Source organism: Planktotalea sp., assembly GCF_039984035.1.
Classification (GTDB): Bacteria; Pseudomonadota; Alphaproteobacteria; order Rhodobacterales; family Rhodobacteraceae; genus Planktotalea.
On sequence record NZ_JBDWVM010000176.1, the window covers coordinates 1 to 15,166 of the forward strand.

At 52.1% G+C, this 15,166-nt stretch carries 16 protein-coding genes and 1 other RNA gene; 13 read left to right on the forward strand and 4 right to left on the reverse strand.

The window, feature by feature from the left end; translation table 11 throughout:
* A partial coding sequence (locus ABJQ89_RS07960; RefSeq protein ID WP_348495715.1) for a neutral zinc metallopeptidase occupies positions 1-661 on the forward strand: 661 nt, incomplete at its 5' end.
* Positions 662-664: 3 nt separating this feature from the next.
* A complete protein-coding gene (locus ABJQ89_RS07965; protein ID WP_348495716.1) occupies positions 665-1,165 on the forward strand; it encodes a dual specificity protein phosphatase family protein in 501 nt (166 codons plus the stop codon).
* Here ABJQ89_RS07965 and ffs read toward each other — a convergent pair.
* Positions 1,164-1,262, reverse strand: an RNA gene (gene ffs / locus ABJQ89_RS07970) — signal recognition particle sRNA small type. The two genes, ABJQ89_RS07965 and ffs, sit on opposite strands and share 2 nt — an antisense overlap.
* A 104-nt stretch (positions 1,263-1,366) precedes the next feature.
* On the opposite strand from ffs, the gene nudC reads away from it, so the two are divergent.
* Positions 1,367-2,335, forward strand: coding sequence for an NAD(+) diphosphatase (nudC, locus tag ABJQ89_RS07975; protein ID WP_348495717.1), 969 nt, complete (start codon positions 1,367-1,369; stop codon positions 2,333-2,335).
* Between the two features lie 51 nt (positions 2,336-2,386).
* The gene (locus tag ABJQ89_RS07980) at positions 2,387-2,860 is read left to right on the forward strand and encodes an SRPBCC family protein (RefSeq protein WP_348495718.1); all 474 of its coding nucleotides are present in this window, start codon (positions 2,387-2,389) and stop codon (positions 2,858-2,860) included.
* A gap of 2 nt (positions 2,861-2,862) precedes the next feature.
* Here ABJQ89_RS07980 and ABJQ89_RS07985 read toward each other — a convergent pair whose 3' ends face one another.
* The gene (locus ABJQ89_RS07985) at positions 2,863-3,699 is read right to left on the reverse strand and encodes a prephenate dehydratase (RefSeq protein WP_348495719.1); all 837 of its coding nucleotides are present in this window, start codon (positions 3,697-3,699) and stop codon (positions 2,863-2,865) included.
* A gap of 119 nt (positions 3,700-3,818) precedes the next feature.
* On the opposite strand from ABJQ89_RS07985, the gene ABJQ89_RS07990 reads away from it, so the two are divergent.
* The 5 genes from ABJQ89_RS07990 to ABJQ89_RS08010 all read left to right on the forward strand — a co-directional run bounded on the left by ABJQ89_RS07990 (position 3,819) and on the right by ABJQ89_RS08010 (position 10,291).
* The gene (locus ABJQ89_RS07990; protein WP_348495720.1) at positions 3,819-4,349 is read left to right on the forward strand and encodes a cytochrome c family protein; all 531 of its coding nucleotides are present in this window, start codon (positions 3,819-3,821) and stop codon (positions 4,347-4,349) included.
* A 197-nt stretch (positions 4,350-4,546) separates the two neighbouring features.
* The gene (locus ABJQ89_RS07995) at positions 4,547-6,487 is read left to right on the forward strand and encodes an extracellular solute-binding protein (RefSeq protein WP_348495721.1); all 1,941 of its coding nucleotides are present in this window, start codon (positions 4,547-4,549) and stop codon (positions 6,485-6,487) included.
* A 6-nt stretch (positions 6,488-6,493) separates the two neighbouring features.
* Positions 6,494-7,579, forward strand: a complete 1,086-nt coding sequence (locus tag ABJQ89_RS08000; protein ID WP_348495722.1) for a microcin C ABC transporter permease YejB — start codon at positions 6,494-6,496, stop codon at positions 7,577-7,579.
* 4 nt (positions 7,580-7,583) lie between these two features.
* On the forward strand, positions 7,584-8,696 hold the full coding sequence (locus tag ABJQ89_RS08005) for an ABC transporter permease (protein WP_348495723.1): 1,113 nt from the start codon (positions 7,584-7,586) through the stop codon (positions 8,694-8,696).
* Positions 8,693-10,291: an ABC transporter ATP-binding protein gene (locus tag ABJQ89_RS08010; protein ID WP_348495724.1), complete on the forward strand. Its 1,599-nt coding sequence runs from the start codon at positions 8,693-8,695 to the stop codon at positions 10,289-10,291. Before ABJQ89_RS08005 ends, ABJQ89_RS08010 begins: the two co-directional genes overlap by 4 nt.
* Here the strand turns inward: ABJQ89_RS08010 and ABJQ89_RS08015 are convergent.
* On the reverse strand, positions 10,273-10,413 hold the full coding sequence (locus ABJQ89_RS08015) for a hypothetical protein (RefSeq protein WP_348495725.1): 141 nt from the start codon (positions 10,411-10,413) through the stop codon (positions 10,273-10,275). The two genes, ABJQ89_RS08010 and ABJQ89_RS08015, sit on opposite strands and share 19 nt — an antisense overlap.
* 238 nt (positions 10,414-10,651) lie before the next feature.
* Between ABJQ89_RS08015 and ABJQ89_RS08020 the strand changes: the two genes are divergently transcribed.
* Positions 10,652-11,518: a LysR substrate-binding domain-containing protein gene (locus ABJQ89_RS08020; protein WP_348495726.1), complete on the forward strand. Its 867-nt coding sequence runs from the start codon at positions 10,652-10,654 to the stop codon at positions 11,516-11,518.
* 15 nt (positions 11,519-11,533) lie between these two features.
* On the opposite strand, the gene ABJQ89_RS08025 is transcribed toward ABJQ89_RS08020, so the two are convergent.
* Complete coding sequence (locus ABJQ89_RS08025) at positions 11,534-12,853, reverse strand: D-alanyl-D-alanine carboxypeptidase family protein (RefSeq protein ID WP_348495727.1); 1,320 nt, start codon at positions 12,851-12,853, stop codon at positions 11,534-11,536.
* 531 nt (positions 12,854-13,384) lie between these two features.
* Between ABJQ89_RS08025 and clpS the strand changes: the two genes are divergently transcribed.
* The 3 genes from clpS to ABJQ89_RS08040 all read left to right on the forward strand — a co-directional run.
* Positions 13,385-13,723, forward strand: a complete 339-nt coding sequence (clpS, locus tag ABJQ89_RS08030; RefSeq protein WP_348495730.1) for an ATP-dependent Clp protease adapter ClpS — start codon at positions 13,385-13,387, stop codon at positions 13,721-13,723.
* A 4-nt stretch (positions 13,724-13,727) separates the two neighbouring features.
* Positions 13,728-14,726: a class I SAM-dependent methyltransferase gene (locus ABJQ89_RS08035; RefSeq protein ID WP_348495728.1), complete on the forward strand. Its 999-nt coding sequence runs from the start codon at positions 13,728-13,730 to the stop codon at positions 14,724-14,726.
* Positions 14,727-14,757: 31 nt separating this feature from the next.
* On the forward strand, positions 14,758-15,166 hold a 409-nt coding region (locus ABJQ89_RS08040; protein WP_348495729.1), incomplete at its 3' end, for an SDR family oxidoreductase.

Consider the following 15,166-nt stretch of genomic DNA (forward strand, 5'->3'; position numbering starts at 1 on the left):
GACACGTCAGATTTCTGCAGAGGAAGAGCGTGCCGCTGAGTTTTCTTCGCGCGTATTGGCAACGACCGAGCAAGTGTGGGAACAGATTTTCCCGGCTCAGATCGGACGCAACTACCGCGCGCCAACCTTGGTGCTGTATTCAGATGTGACACAAAGCCCGTGTGGTGGGGCATCTGGGGCAACAGGGCCGTTTTACTGCCCTGCGGATAGTAAGGCCTATTTAGACACTGAATTCTTCGCGACTTTGTCTCGCCAATTGGGCGCAAAAGGAGATTTCGCAGCAGCCTATGTGATTGCTCATGAGGTCGCCCATCATGTCCAAAACGAGTTGGGCATTCTATCGCAGGTGCATCAGGCACGCCGTACTGCAAGTCAAATTGAGGCGAATGCATTGACCGTACGTCTTGAGCTGCAGGCCGATTGTTTGAGCGGTGTCTGGGCGCGTTCTGTTGAGGGGTTGCTTGAGCCGGGCGATGTGGAAGAAGCGCTGAACGCGGCGCGGATGATTGGGGATGATCGCTTGCAAAAGCGCGCTGGCCGTGTGCCGCAACCGCATACATTTACGCATGGAACGAGTGCACAACGCGCAGGTTGGTTCACACGTGGGTTCAACAGCGGCGACCTAAACGTCTGCGATACTTTTAGCGCTGAGAGGCTCTGAACGATGGCAGACTTGGTCATTCATGCACTGGGTGTCGGCGGAGGGTCGCTAGCGATTTCGCAGCTCCCTGGTTTGAAGGGTGACTACAAAGCGGATCTGGATTTTCTGCGTGATTGGAAGCCATCTTTGGTGATTACCACCACGACGCGTGGCGAACTCGCTGACGCAGGTGCGGAAACTTTTGGCGCGGACATGCAGGAAAGCGGCACGCGATGGCTTCATCTGCCGATTCGTGACTTTGGTGCGCCAGACGCAGACTTTTTGGCCGCGTGGCCTGATGCGAGCGCTGCTGCGCTGAGTGCGCTTAAAGGGCAGGGGCGAGTGCTCATACATTGCAAAGGTGGCTGCGGTCGCTCTGGAATGCTGGCGCTACGTTTGATGGTTGAAGCGGGGGAAGATGCTGTTGAAGCCTTGCTGCACTTACGAAAAGTACGCCCTTGCGCGGTCGAAACCGATCCCCAGTTGCGCTGGGCGGTGACCGGAATTGTGCCAAAAGGGGATTAGGTGAGAGGTTGGACATCGACCCAAGCGGGGCTCGTTGTGGCTGCTTCCTTCCGGATCTGACCAGGTTGGCGAGGCACTTGCCCGCGCCAACCCCTCGAAACTTGATATAAGAGCCGCGCGCTGGGTTTGCAAGATGCTCTATTGCTCTTGTGCCTCCCCCCAGATCAGCCTTAGCTTGCCCCGAATTGATGGGAGGTCGGCATGAAATTAGCAGAAACCGTAACTTTTGGGGGCTCAGGCCTAAACCGAGCAGCTGAACTGCGCGGAGATGCTGAAGCGATGCGAGCGCATCGGAAAAATCCTGTTTCTGAAGCGATTGTTTTCTGGAAAGGAAAGCCGCTGATCAGGCGTGGGGAACTTGATGCCTTGGCGCGCGTATCTATGACCCACGAGCTATTCGCGGATCGGGCAGACAATGCACTATTTTTGGGCTTAGAAGACGGGCGCGCAATTTTTGCGCACGATATTTCAGACTGGGTCCCTGATGGTGCAGAGGACGCGGCACCGGGTGCCTTGTTTGATTTCAGTGAACAGAGCCATCCTGATTTACCAGACACGGACGTATTTTCCGAGCTACGCGCCAACATGACCCGTCTCAACGCGCGCGACGCTGAACTCGCAGCCAGCGCTTTGGCTGTTTATGCTTGGCACAGAAGCCATCAGTTTTGCTCCAAGTGCGGCGCAAAAAGCGAAATGTCGATGTCCGGCTGGCAGCGCGGCTGTTCTAGCTGTGGCGCGCAGCATTTTCCGCGTACGGATCCAGTTGTTATCATGCTGATTGCTAATGGAAATTCGGTCTTGATGGGGCGTTCGCCGCAATGGCCTCCTGGCATGTATTCTTTGCTTGCAGGGTTTGTGGAGCCGGGTGAAACGATCGAAGCGGCCGTGCGCCGTGAGGTGTTTGAAGAGGCTGGCATTGAAGTTGGTCAAGTTGAGTATCTAGCAAGTCAGCCGTGGCCGTTTCCAAATTCTCTTATGTTTGGCTGCAAGGGCGAAGCGACGAGCAAAGAAATCACAATCGATCCGAATGAGCTTGAGGACGCGATGTGGGTGAGTCGAGAAGATATGATGCTCGCTTTTGCAGGGGAACATCCGAAAATCCTACCCGCGCGAAAAGGTGCAATTGCACATTTCATTCTAAAGCACTGGCTGGAAGATAGACTTGACTGAACTAGTTTCGCTATAAGCCGACAAAGTGACACAGAAAGACACCTAGCTCCCATGAAATTCTCGACTAAAGAAGATATCGAAGCGCCGATTGACGATGCTTTCAAGTTGTTCAGCGACTTTGATCAGTTCGAGCGGTCTGCGCTGCGCCGAGGTGCGGAAGTAAACCGTACGGATACGTTGCGCAAAAAGGGTGCTGGCATGGCGTGGCATGCTGTGTTCCATTTGCGCGGCAAAGAGCGCAAAATCGATGCAAAGATGTCCGAGTATAACGAACCAGACAATTACTGCCTCGAGATGCTGAGCGAAGATATCACTGCATTTGCGACGGTTGATCTCATGCCGCTTTCGAAGAATAGAACGCGTGCATCGATTGCTCTTGAGCTTAAGCCCAAAAGTCTATCCGGGCGTCTGATGATTCAGACACTACGGCTCGGTAAGGGACGACTGCAGCGACGTTTTAAAAACAAAACTGCAGATTTCGTGCGGATTTTGGAGCGTGATTACAAGGCTGATCGCACCGGCTAAGCCTAGGAATTACGCTCAGCTGCCATGGGATACGTGCCAAGAATGGTCACTTCGCTGGTGAAATATTCCAATTCATCCAAAGCCCGAACAACGTTTTCGTCTTCCGGATGCCCCTCAATGTCAGCGTAGAACTGTGTCGCTGTGAAATGCCCGCCGACCATGTAGCTTTCCAGCTTTGTCATGTTCACGCCGTTGGTCGCAAAGCCGCCCATTGCTTTGTAAAGCGCGGCGGGAATATTGCGCACGCGAAAGACAAAGCTGGTCATCATGCCATGCTCACCGCGCTTTTCGAGGTTGGCGTTTGGCGACATGACGAGAAACCGTGTCGTGTTATGCCCATGATCTTCGACATTGCTTGCGAGAACGTCGAGGCCATAGATTTCTGCCGCAATTTCACTCGCGAGTACGCCACTTGAGCGATCACCGCTCTCAACCAGTTCTGCGGCTGCACCGGCACTGTCTGCGGCTGATTCGCCAACAATTTTATTCTTTTGAAGAAACGAAGCCGCTTGCGGCAATAAGACGAGATGCGCTCGCACTTTTTCGACGTCTGACAATTGAACGCCGGGTAGAGCCATCAAGCTGATGCGCACGCGCGTAAAAGCTTCGTCAACGATATGTAAGCCAGAGCTTGGTAGAAGTCTGTGAATGTCCGCAACACGCCCATATGTTGAGTTTTCTACAGGGAGCATAGCAAGTTCGGCGACGCCTGAATTGACAGCGTCAATCACGTCTTCGAAGGTGTGGCAGGGCAGTGGTTCGTGATCTGGATAGGTGTTTGCACAGGCTTCATGGGAATAGGCGCCCAATTCGCCTTGGAATGCGATCTTCTTTGTCATGGGTGCGGTTCCTCTAAAATCTGTGCTAGATGGTCGTTTAGTCGCGGGTTCTACACCTTGCCATAAGCGCGCGAAAGCCATAGATAGCCGCGCAACGACTATTCAACGGGACGATCCAGATGTTTGACACAATGACGTTTACAAAAGTGCTTGGCGGTTTCTGCGGCGCTTTTCTGATTTTCCTTCTAGGCGGCTGGGCGGCTGAAGAGATTTATCACACTGGTCCTTCTGGCCACGGTGGTGATCATGGTGAAGGCCACGGTCAAGCATATGTCATCGAAGTTGAAAGCGACGACAGTGGTGCCGAAGAAGAAGCAGGACCAGATATCGCAACTTTGGTTGCTGCAGCTGATGTTGAAAAAGGTGCTAAAGTCTTTGGTAAGTGCAAAGCGTGCCACAAATTGGAAGATGGCGCGAACGGCACTGGCCCGCACCTCTTTGATGTTGTGAACCGTGAAATCGCTGGCGTGGATGGCTATGGTTATTCCGGCGTACTAGCTGAGCTTGGCGGCACTTGGGGTTACGAGGAACTCGATGGTTTCCTTGAAAACCCAAAAGGCTACGCACGCGGTACTAAAATGGGCTTCTCCGGTCTTAAGAAAGACGCGGATCGCGCGAACATCATCGCGTATCTTGAAACGATCAAGTAATCGTTTCTTAACTTTCGAATTCAAAGAAGCCGCCTTGCATCCTGCTGGGCGGCTTTTTTGTGTCTATCGGGTTGCTTCATGACTAATCACGAAGCAATCACAACGAGTTCATACATTCAAAGCTTGAATGTGACATACGCAGCGCCTTAGCTATGTATATAGATATGAATGTAGAAATCGCCCAAGGGAGATGGATGATGGCAAACGAGATTATGAAAGACGAATTGGTCATTAAGCGCCGTGATCTGATGCTTGGAATGGCTGCAGGCGGCGCTGGCATGGCTTTGGGTCTGCGTCCGGGCGCTTCTTTTGCACAAGACGCCAGTTCGGAAATGATCAGAAGCCACGGCTATTCCTTCTTCGGCGATCTCCAATATCCTGCGGACTTCAAACACTTTGACTACGTAAACCCGAACGCACCTAAAGGCGGAGAGGTCTCTTTGTCTGCGCGTGGCACCTTTGACAGCATGAACCGCTGGGCAAGCAAAGGGCAGTCCGGTCAATTTTCTGGTTTGGTCGCAGAAGCCTTGTTTTCGCGCGCGCCATTTGGGGATGCAACACCCGCTGACTCCATCACAGATTCATACTGCCACCTCGCGGAAGCCGTTGAGTACCCCAAGTCGAAAGAATGGTGCGTGTTCCATGTGCGTCCAGAGGCGAAGTTCTCGGATGGATCTCAGTTGACTGCGCATGACGCAGCCTTTTCGCATAATTTGTTCCTAGAGCAAGGTATTCGTAGCTACGCACGAAGCGTCAAGCAGCGTATCTCTAGTGTCGAAGCGATTGATGATCTGACGCTTAAGGCGACATTCGTTGATGGTATTTCCCGTCGTTCACTGATTTCCCAAGTAGGCGGCACGCCAGTCTTTTCAGAAGCATGGTACAAAGAAACAGGCGAACGTCTGGATGAGCCGTCTTTGCTGACGCCATTGGGAAGCGGCCCCTATGTGGTCGATGATTTCGAGATCAACCGCTTTATCGTTTACAAGCGCAACCCTGACTATTGGGGCTGGCATTTGCCCGTCAACGTGGGACGTCACAACTTTGACCGTGTCCGCGTTGAATACTTCTTGGACGAAACCGCGGAGTTTGAAGCGTTCAAGGCCGGTGAATACACTTTCCGTGTAGAAAACAGCACGAAACGTTGGGCAACTGGATACGACTTCCCGAATGTCGACAAAGGGAACGTTAAACGCGAAGAGCTTCCAAGTGGCTCGCCGCCCTCACCAACTGGATTTGTGTTCAATCTGTTGCGCGAACCATTCACCGACTTGCGCGTCCGCGAAGCGTTGAGCCTCGCATTTAACTTTGAGTGGGTTTCGTCGTCCCTTCAGTACGATCTGACGACACAGCGTCATTCTTTCGTTCAAAACTCGCCTTTGGAAGCAAAAGGCGTTCCAACTGGTTTGGAAAAGACATTCCTTGAATCGTTGGGCGATCTTGTTCCCGAAGAGGTCATGACCTCCGAAGCGGTCCTTGCCCATACCTCTAACCCAGACACGGTGTCTGATCGCCGTAATCAACGCAAAGCACTTCGCTTGCTTAAGGATGTGGGTTGGACCGTTGACAGCAATGGTAAGTTTGTCGACGCTGACGGAAAGCCGGTGGCCTTCAAGATCATGTTGTCTGCGAGCACCTCTGACACGGTTGAGGCGATGATTACGACCTACGTGCAGACGTTGAACAAATGGGGCCTCAACGTTGAGATGGAGAAGATTGACTCCGCTCAATATGCGCAGCGCTATTACGACAAAGACTGGGACATGATGTATTTCCGCAATCAGACATTCTTCTCTGCGGGAACAGGTCTCAAACAAGCTTACGGTGCTGAGACTGCTGTCGTGTCTTCATACAATCCTCAGTCGCTCCAAAGTGAGCTGGTAGATGCCATCATTGATGGGGCGTTGGACACCAAATCACGCGAGGAAGAAGAAGCTGCGTTGATGGCGCTTGATCGCGTCCTGCGGTATTTGCGCATCCAAATTCCAAGCGGCTACGTTGCGGATCACTGGGTCGCTGCATATGACATGTTTGAACACCCTGATGATATTCCGCCACTTGCATTGGGTGAGCTGGACTTCTGGTGGTTCAATCAAGAAAAATACGACGCGCTTAAGTCCGCTGGCGTTTTGAGGTAATTCGCTTTGGGCGCCTATATACTCCGACGATTGTTGCTGATCATTCCTACCCTTTTGGGGATTATGATTGTTAATTTCACGCTTGTGCAATTTGTGCCGGGTGGTCCAGTAGAACAGGTCTTGGCCCAGATGCAGGGCGGGGGAGATGTGTTTGAAGGTTTCTCTGGCGGCGGCAATGATGTCGGCGAAGAAACCTTTGGCTCTGACAGTGAATATGTCGGCGCGCGTGGCTTGCCCAAAGAGTTTATCGAAGAGCTTGAGAAAGAGTTCGGGTTTGACAAACCGCCGCTTGAACGCTTCCTCAATATGATCTGGAACTACATGCGCCTCGATTTCGGGGAGAGCTATTTCCGATCCATTAGCGTTGTTGATTTGGTGCTGGAAAAAATGCCCGTGTCGATCACATTGGGCCTATGGTCTACTTTGATTGCCTACATCGTTTCGATCCCGCTCGGTATTCGCAAGGCGGTGCATGATGGAACGAGCTTTGACACTTGGACCTCTGCGATGATCATCGTCGCATATGCGATTCCGGGGTTCTTGTTTGCGATCCTTTTGCTCGTGTTGTTTGCGGGTGGATCATATTGGCAGATTTTCCCGCTTAGGGGGCTGACGTCGGAGAATTTCGAGGATTTGACCTTGCTTGGCAAAGCGATGGATTATCTTTGGCACATCGCACTGCCCGTCTTTGCCTCGACGATTTCCGCCTTTGCGACACTGACGCTTTTGACCAAGAACAGCTTCTTGGATGAAATCAAAAAACATTACGTGATGACTGCGCGGGCTAAGGGATTGAGCGAAAAGAAAGTGCTCTATAGCCATGTCTTTCGCAATGCGATGCTGATTGTGATCGCAGGTTTTCCTGCGGTATTTGTCGGCGTGTTTTTTGGAGGATCGATCATTATCGAAACGATCTTCTCGCTTGATGGTCTTGGGCGTCTCGGGTTTGAGGCCGCTGTAGGTCGAGACTATCCAGTGATGTTTGGAACGCTGTTTATCTTTGGTCTGATTGGCCTTGTCGTGAATATTCTGTCTGATCTGATGTATGTGCTGGTCGATCCACGCATCGACTTTGAAAAGCGGGAGGGCTGATCTGATGAAACTCTCCCCCCTCAATCAACGCCGCTGGCGCAACTTCAAAGCCAACCGCCGCGCGCTTTGGTCATTGATTATCTTTTCGGTCCTTTTCACGCTGTCCCTGTTCGCTGAATTCATTGCCAACGACAAACCCATCGTCGTGAGTTATCGCGGTGAGCTGCACATGCCAGTGTTCAAGTTCTATCCTGAAACGGCTTTTGGCGGCGATTTCGAAACCGAAGCGGTCTATCGCGATATCGAAGTTAAATGCCTCATCAAATCTGGCGGGCTAGAAGAATGCTGGGACGATCCAGAAGGCATCGTTGAAGGCATAGACGCAGGCACCTATGGCGCTGATGTCGAAGGCTTCCATAAAGGCTGGATCGCTTGGCCGTTAATCCCCTATTCCTATGACACAACCGTTGATCGCTCTGGCGCGGCACCGTTGGCGCCAAATGGGCAAAACCTGCTCGGTACGGATGATACCAAGCGCGACGTACTTGCCCGTGTGATTTATGGCTTCCGATTGTCGATCATGTTCACGTTGATCGTGACAACACTGGCCAGCGTCGTTGGCATCGCTGCTGGCGCTTTGCAGGGATATTTCGGCGGCTGGGTCGATCTCATCTTCCAGCGCGTGATCGAAATATGGGGGGCTGTTCCGTCGCTCTATATCATCATCATTATGTTCGCGATTTTGGGGCGTGGTTTTTGGCTGTTGGTGTTCCTCATGGTGCTCTTTGGTTGGATGGCCTTGGTAGGGGTCGTGCGCGCCGAATTCTTGCGTGCACGTAACCTTGAATATGTCCGCGCGGCCAAGGCGCTGGGCGTGTCCAACACAGTCATTATGTTCCGCCACATGTTGCCCAATGCGATGGTCGCGACGGTGACAATGTTGCCATTCATCGTGACAGGCACGATCAGCACACTTGCTGGACTTGATTTCCTCGGCTTTGGTTTGCCGTCTTCATCCCCGTCTCTGGGTGAGATGACGTTGCAAGCGAAACAAAACTTGCAAGCGCCATGGCTCGCGTTCACAGCCTTCTTTACCTTTGCTGCGATGCTTTCGCTTTTGGTCTTCATCTTTGAAGGCGTGCGCGATGCGTTTGATCCAAGAAAGACCTTCTCATGAGTAGCTTGTTGAAGGTCAGAGACCTGAAAGTCGCCTTTCGCCAAGATGGTAAACTCAGCGAAGCCGTGCGCGGTGTTAGCTTTACCGTTGATCGCGGTGAGACCGTCGCGCTTGTTGGCGAAAGTGGGTCAGGCAAATCGGTGACAGCGCTTAGCACAGTATCCCTACTCGGCAGCAACGCTGTAAGTGAAGGGTCGATCACTTATGAGGGGCAGGAAATGGTGGGCGCCGATGACGCGTTGCTGCGCAAGGTGCGCGGCAATGACATTAGCTTCATCTTTCAAGAACCGATGACCTCCCTCAACCCGCTTCACACGCTGGAAAAGCAGCTTGGTGAATCGCTTGCCTTGCATCAGGGCGTTGTTGGGGCAGAGGCGCGGGGACGCATTGTTGAACTTCTGGAAAAGGTAGGCATCCGTCAGGCGGAAAGCCGGTTGAGTTCGTATCCTCATCAGCTCTCGGGCGGGCAGCGCCAGCGCGTTATGATCGCGATGGCCCTTGCCAACGGTCCTGATTTGCTCATCGCCGATGAGCCAACAACGGCGCTTGATGTGACAATCCAGGCTCAAATCTTGAAGCTTCTGGCAGATCTGAAAAAGACGGAAAACATGGGGCTTTTGTTTATTACCCATGACCTCGGTATCGTGCGCAGTATTGCGGACAAGGTTTGCGTGATGAAATCAGGTGAGATTGTCGAGGCCGGGAAGACCGAAGATGTCTTCAACAATCCGAGACATGAGTACACTAAGACGCTTTTGAACGCCCATGCCGTTGGAACCCCTGATCCTGTTCCAAGCGATGCGGTCGAAATCGCTAGCACGGAACATCTAAAAGTTTGGTTTCCGATCCAGCAAGGCTTGCTCAAACGTACCGTGGGTCACGTGAAAGCGGTCAATGATGCAACGCTTAACGTGCGCGCAGGTGAAACCTTGGGCATCGTTGGTGAAAGTGGCTCTGGCAAGACGACTCTTGCTTTGGCGATGATGCGTTTGATTGCCTCTGAGGGTGGCTTGAGCTTTGAAAAAGGCGATACACGCAACTGGTCCACACGTGAATTGCGCGCCGCGCGAAAAGACATGCAGATCGTGTTTCAAGATCCCTTTGGTTCACTTTCGCCGCGCATGACGGCAGAGCAAATCATTGCTGAAGGTTTGGGCGTGCATGGCACCGACGGCGCGAAATCAACGCGTGATATGGTGGCCGAAATCATGACCGAAGTCGGTCTTGATCCGGAAACGATGCACCGCTACCCGCACGAATTCTCAGGTGGTCAAAGGCAACGTATCGCGATTGCACGGGCTATGATTCTTCGGCCTAAACTGGTGGTTCTTGATGAACCGACCAGCGCGCTTGATATGACTGTACAGGTGCAAATCGTAGAACTGCTACGTGGGTTGCAAAAAAAATATGGGCTGGCCTATCTCTTTATCAGTCACGATCTAAACGTCGTGCGCGCGATGTCTCACAAAGTGCTTGTTATGAAGCAAGGCGATGTCGTTGAAATGGGCGATAGTGAAACCTTGTTTGAAGCGCCGCAACATGAATACACGCGTGCATTACTGAGTGCGGCGCTGGATCATCGGATCGAAGAATAGCCAACATTATCGCAGCCAAAGCCGTAGTTTTGAGCGACTTTGACTTGTTCTAACGCCTCTTTTTCGAGGCGTTGGCGCGTTATGATGCGCCAGTCGTGAGGCGTGGAAAATGATTGGATCAATCATGTGCTCGTTCTCCTTTGTCGTGTTTGTGTCGACCTTCAGTTGGTGATCTCCGCCAATGATGCGGTGGCTGCCAACGTGGCGGATGACGGTCATCCTGATGGGTTGCTTTCAAGAAGCTGTCTGCAAAAATTCCTAACATGTCGATGCTCCAATTTGTTTGTGTATTGATATATTCATTGAACATCGCCTTGTTTCCAGTCAGAAAGAATGGAGTTATGTAAGTCTGGATTACATATGAATTGGAATACCTTTCCGCCGCTAGCCGCGCTTAGGGCTTTTGCGGCTTACACTGAACAAGGCGGCGTGCAGCAGGCAGGTGATGTGCTGAACGTGTCTCACGCTGCGATTAGCCAGCAAATTCGGAACCTTGAAGATCATTTGAATGTGCAGCTTTTGGACCGTTCTGGCCGCCAAGCTCGTTTGACTGAAGAGGGCCGTGCCCTTGGCGCTGTGTTGCAATCTGGCTTCGGCGCTATTGCTGATGAGGTGGAAAAACTGACAGGGGCTCAAGACGCCAAACCACTGACAGTTTCGACGACGCCGAGTTTTGCCGCCAATTGGTTAGTGCCCAGACTCGCTGATTTTCGGCAACAACATCCTGAAATAAGTGTTGTCGTCGATGCCGACCCTAAGACCGCGACACTTGATGCAGCGGGACCTGATATTGCTATTCGCTTTGGCAGCGGCGATTGGGAAGGCGTTGATGTTCGTCCCTTCATTGAAACGCGTAGGGTCGCAGTCGCGGCGCCCAGTTTCATTTGTGACGATTGCCCGACCGAGCCTTCGGATCTTGCCCGCTTTCCGATCCTACAAGAGGTCGGCACGTCCGAAAGTTCGCTCTGGTTGGCAAAGCACGGGGTCGAAGAAGCAGGGCAAGGTGGGCGCGTGATCTTGCCCGGGAACCTGTCACTCGATGCTGCGCGTATGGGGCAAGGCATTTTGGTCACTGCCAAGATTTGGGTGAAGTCTGATTTAGAACACGGCAGGCTGGCGCAAATTTTTGAGGATGAAGAAGACTTCGGCTACTTCATTGTGGTGCGCCAAGGTGTTCACAGGACCGCCCTGAAAGCATTCCTGACTTGGTTGAAGACGCAGACCTAACGTCTTCAACAGATGTTATGAACTTGGACCGATCATAAAGCACTGCACGTTGCGCGCTTGAAGGCGTCGGCATGCGAGATCTGCGCTTTCACGGGTGAGACCCACGAAATTTGCGTCATACCCTGCTTTGCGTTCAGCTACAGATCGGCGAGCGCCGTTAAGCGTGCTCATCTCAGCAAGGGCCGTTTTGAGCAGAACACGCTCAGCCTTGTAGCGGTTTGGGTAACGACCAATGTTTATGCCCCAATGCCGTCCGCCTGAAGTTGATAGCCGTGTGACGACTTCCTGTTCCGGTGCGGCCGCCGCTTGCGGTTTTGGCTGGGTGAGGGAGGCAAGGAGGATCGCCTGCGGGCGTGCTGCCGGTTTTGGCGATGTAACTACAGCTGCGGTTGATGCTGCAGCTGCTTGTGTCACTTGCGTATTGGACGCTGTGTTCACTTGCGCCTCGACGAGAGCCTGACGAACGTCATCCTTTAAAGAGACCAAGATTGGAGCGCTATTAACTTTGTTTGAGCGCGCCTTGGGCCTTGGGCTGGTTTTCACTGCGCGGACAACACGGATTGTTTTAGCTGTCGCTCGTGATCCACCATAAGCCGGTTTTTTCGGTTTGCGCAGGGCGACGCGAGTGGGTGCGCGTTTGAAGCCCATGTCGAGCAATTCAGCGACGCGGGCGTTTCGTGTGGCGGTGGAGCGTCCGCCGAAAACCGTCGCAATGATGCGCTCTTGTCCGCGCTCAGCAGAAGCAACGAGGTTGAAGCCAGCCGCGCGTGTATAACCGGTTTTGATGCCGTCTGCGCCTTTGTAATTGCTCAACAAACGGCGGTTTGTGTTCGGAACCGTTTTCACACCTGCATCGGTCGTGATGCGAGAAAAAAGGTTATAATAATCTGGGTAATCGTAGAGCAGATGGCGACCTAAGATAGACATGTCGCGTGCAGTCGATAGATGACCTGACTCTGTCAATCCATGGGCGTTCTTGAAGGTTGTCTTGGACATGCCGAGCGATTTGGCGGTTCTCGTCATGCGCCGTGCAAAGGCTGCTTCAGAGCCTTCCAGGGTCTCGCCAATTGCTGTTGCAGCATCGTTCGCAGATTTTACGGCCGCTGCGCGAATGAGATAGCGGAACTTGATCCGCTGACCAGCGCGAAGGCCCAATTTCGAGGGCTGTTCATTTGCGGCATTCGCGGAAATTTTAACCGTTGTATCAAGCGTGATTTCACCATTCTCTATCGCTTGGAAAGCGACATACAGTGTCATCATTTTTGTCAAAGACGCGGGATGAAGTCGCGTATCTGCATTGCGTGAGTGCAACACTTCGCCAGAACGAGCGTCCATAACGTAAGCTGCATATGGTGCTGCCGACACACTCAAGGGGAGCGCGACAATTAACCATAGAAGTGAAATGACCAATAGCCCTAGTCGGGCCGGCGATGTGTGCCGTACCTTCACGATGTCTGCCTTTTACTGCCTCAGTGCCGCCGATTTTCGACTGGCTTAGTATTATTATGGTTAGATACTAACACATAAAATTCGATTAATAAAGCATTCAAAACAAAGGAATTTTTGAAATATTCTTCCAGATTTTCTCAACATATAGGGGTTCTTGGTGGCCCTACCCCCAAGCACGGCGATTGTGGCGGGAATGTGTCAAAACCTCTAATTCGCGAAGTGGTGTTGCTGAGGGAGCAAGCTGCGATTCAGAAAAACGACATCAATCTTAGGCAAATAAAGTGTAGGTTTAGCCATGGAAAAGCCACTTTTGAGACCATCTGTGGCCTTGGTTCGGGCTTGACCTCTTTTCTATCGGTGTGATGGGGTTATATAGGAGTTTCTGACCTATACATGACCATGGACACTGGCACCGATATGTTAACATCGAAGATCATTGCGTCTGGCAATTCCGAGGACGGGTCCGATACGGGCGTGGTCGTTGGTGTTCGCCCAAAGACGCAAAAGCCGCCGTTGTATAAGGTTCTTGTCCTGAATGACGATTACACGCCGATGGAATTTGTGGTTCATGTTCTTGAGCGTTTCTTTAACATGACGCACGCGGAAGCCTTTGAAATTATGCTAACCGTTCACAAAAAGGGTTTGGCCGTTGTAGGAGTTTTCAGCCACGAGATCGCGGAAACCAAGGTCAGCCAAGTGATGGACCTCGCGCGCCGTCATCAGCACCCGCTGCAATGCACTATGGAAAAAGAATAATATTGTGTGGAAACACGCCCGTCTTGAGTTAGCGCGCGACGCTAACCTGTTGCCGCCTCTTGATGGTGCAATTGGAGTTCTTGGTCAAATAGCCGTTGAACGTCTACGTGGTCTTGATGATCTTCAACTGCAGTGTGAGAGCAACTCGTTCGTTGCGACAACCGCGCTCCGCTCCGCAGGATATAAGGTGGTCGTCGAACAAGATGCATCGTTTGAGCATGCCGTCGTGTTTCTCCCGCGGGCGAAGGCAGAAGCGCAGCACCTGATTGCGCACGCGATTGAACGTGCCCCCAACGGTTGGATTGTCCTTGATGGCCAAAAAACGGACGGTATTGAGAGCATCGTTAAACAAGTCGCGCGTTCGGTTGCGATAGAAGGCAGCTTTTCTAAAGGTCACGGAAAAACTGTTTGGTTTCGCGCCGCTGATGCGCAAGATTTGTTGGCTTGGCGTGCTGAGCCAACGGACGTCGATGGCGGTTTTTCGACAGCGCCGGGCGTGTTTTCTGCCGATGGGATTGATCCTGCATCAGCCATGTTGATCCCGCACTTACCCGATGACATGCGCGGCGCAGTGGTTGATTTAGGTGCAGGTTGGGGGTTTCTATCCGCAAAATTGCTTTCCAATGCGCCAAAGATTTCACGTCTCCATCTTGTCGAAGACAACAAAACTGCACTCGATTGTGCACGGTCAAATGTCCAAGATGCGCGCGCCGAATTCCACTGGGCTGATGCGCTGTCTTGGAATTTGCGAGAGCCAGTTCATACGGTCATCATGAACCCGCCTTTTCACACAGCGCGAAATGCTGAACCAAGTTTAGGCATCGGATTCATCAATGCCGCAGCGAAACTGTTAAAGCCGGGTGGCAAATTGTACATGGTCGCCAACGCACACTTGCCCTATGAGCCGACGCTAGAAGCTGCATTTTCAAAAGTGGATGTCTTAGAGCGATCAACACGTTTCAAAGTGTTTTGCGCTGAGCAAAGACGCGGTAAGGTGCGATGAGCTTGCCTCTTTTCTCATTTGGAGACTTTTGATGTCTTTTTCGATTGATGGAAAAACTGCGATTGTGACGGGGGCTGCAAATGGCATTGGCCTTGCGATTGCACGTCATTTTGCCGACCAAGGTGCGAATGTCATGTTCGCTGACATGGACGAAAATAGTCTTGTCAAAGAATTGGGGGACATGCCTGAAGAAGGCAATATTCGGTATTTCTCGGGAGATTTGAGAGAAAAACTCACCCTCGCCAATCTATTGTCAGGCACGATTGATGCCTTTGACTCTGTTGATATCTTGGTGAATGCGTCGCGTCAGGTTTTGCCGACATCCCCGTTGGATGCTGATGACGATACGGTATCGGTTCTACTTCAGCAAAACCTTCTCACCAGTTTGCGCTTGTCCCAATTGGTTGCACGCCGAATGATCAAGCAGGCCGAAGGACGAG

Excerpts from the sequence above, each read along its gene's own strand:
- ABJQ89_RS07965 (WP_348495716.1), top strand. The coding sequence starts at position 665 with ATGGCAGACTTGGTCATTCATGCACTGGGTGTCGGCGGAGGGTCGCTA.
- nudC (WP_348495717.1), top strand. The coding sequence starts at position 1,367 with ATGAAATTAGCAGAAACCGTAACTTTTGGGGGCTCAGGCCTAAACCGA.
- ABJQ89_RS07980 (WP_348495718.1), top strand. The coding sequence starts at position 2,387 with ATGAAATTCTCGACTAAAGAAGATATCGAAGCGCCGATTGACGATGCT.
- ABJQ89_RS07985 (WP_348495719.1), bottom strand. The coding sequence starts at position 3,699 with ATGACAAAGAAGATCGCATTCCAAGGCGAATTGGGCGCCTATTCCCAT.
- ABJQ89_RS07990 (WP_348495720.1), top strand. The coding sequence starts at position 3,819 with ATGTTTGACACAATGACGTTTACAAAAGTGCTTGGCGGTTTCTGCGGC.
- ABJQ89_RS07995 (WP_348495721.1), top strand. The coding sequence starts at position 4,547 with ATGGCAAACGAGATTATGAAAGACGAATTGGTCATTAAGCGCCGTGAT.
- ABJQ89_RS08005 (WP_348495723.1), top strand. The coding sequence starts at position 7,584 with ATGAAACTCTCCCCCCTCAATCAACGCCGCTGGCGCAACTTCAAAGCC.
- ABJQ89_RS08010 (WP_348495724.1), top strand. The coding sequence starts at position 8,693 with ATGAGTAGCTTGTTGAAGGTCAGAGACCTGAAAGTCGCCTTTCGCCAA.
- ABJQ89_RS08020 (WP_348495726.1), top strand. The coding sequence starts at position 10,652 with ATGAATTGGAATACCTTTCCGCCGCTAGCCGCGCTTAGGGCTTTTGCG.
- ABJQ89_RS08025 (WP_348495727.1), bottom strand. The coding sequence starts at position 12,853 with ATGGACGCTCGTTCTGGCGAAGTGTTGCACTCACGCAATGCAGATACG.
- clpS (WP_348495730.1), top strand. The coding sequence starts at position 13,385 with ATGTTAACATCGAAGATCATTGCGTCTGGCAATTCCGAGGACGGGTCC.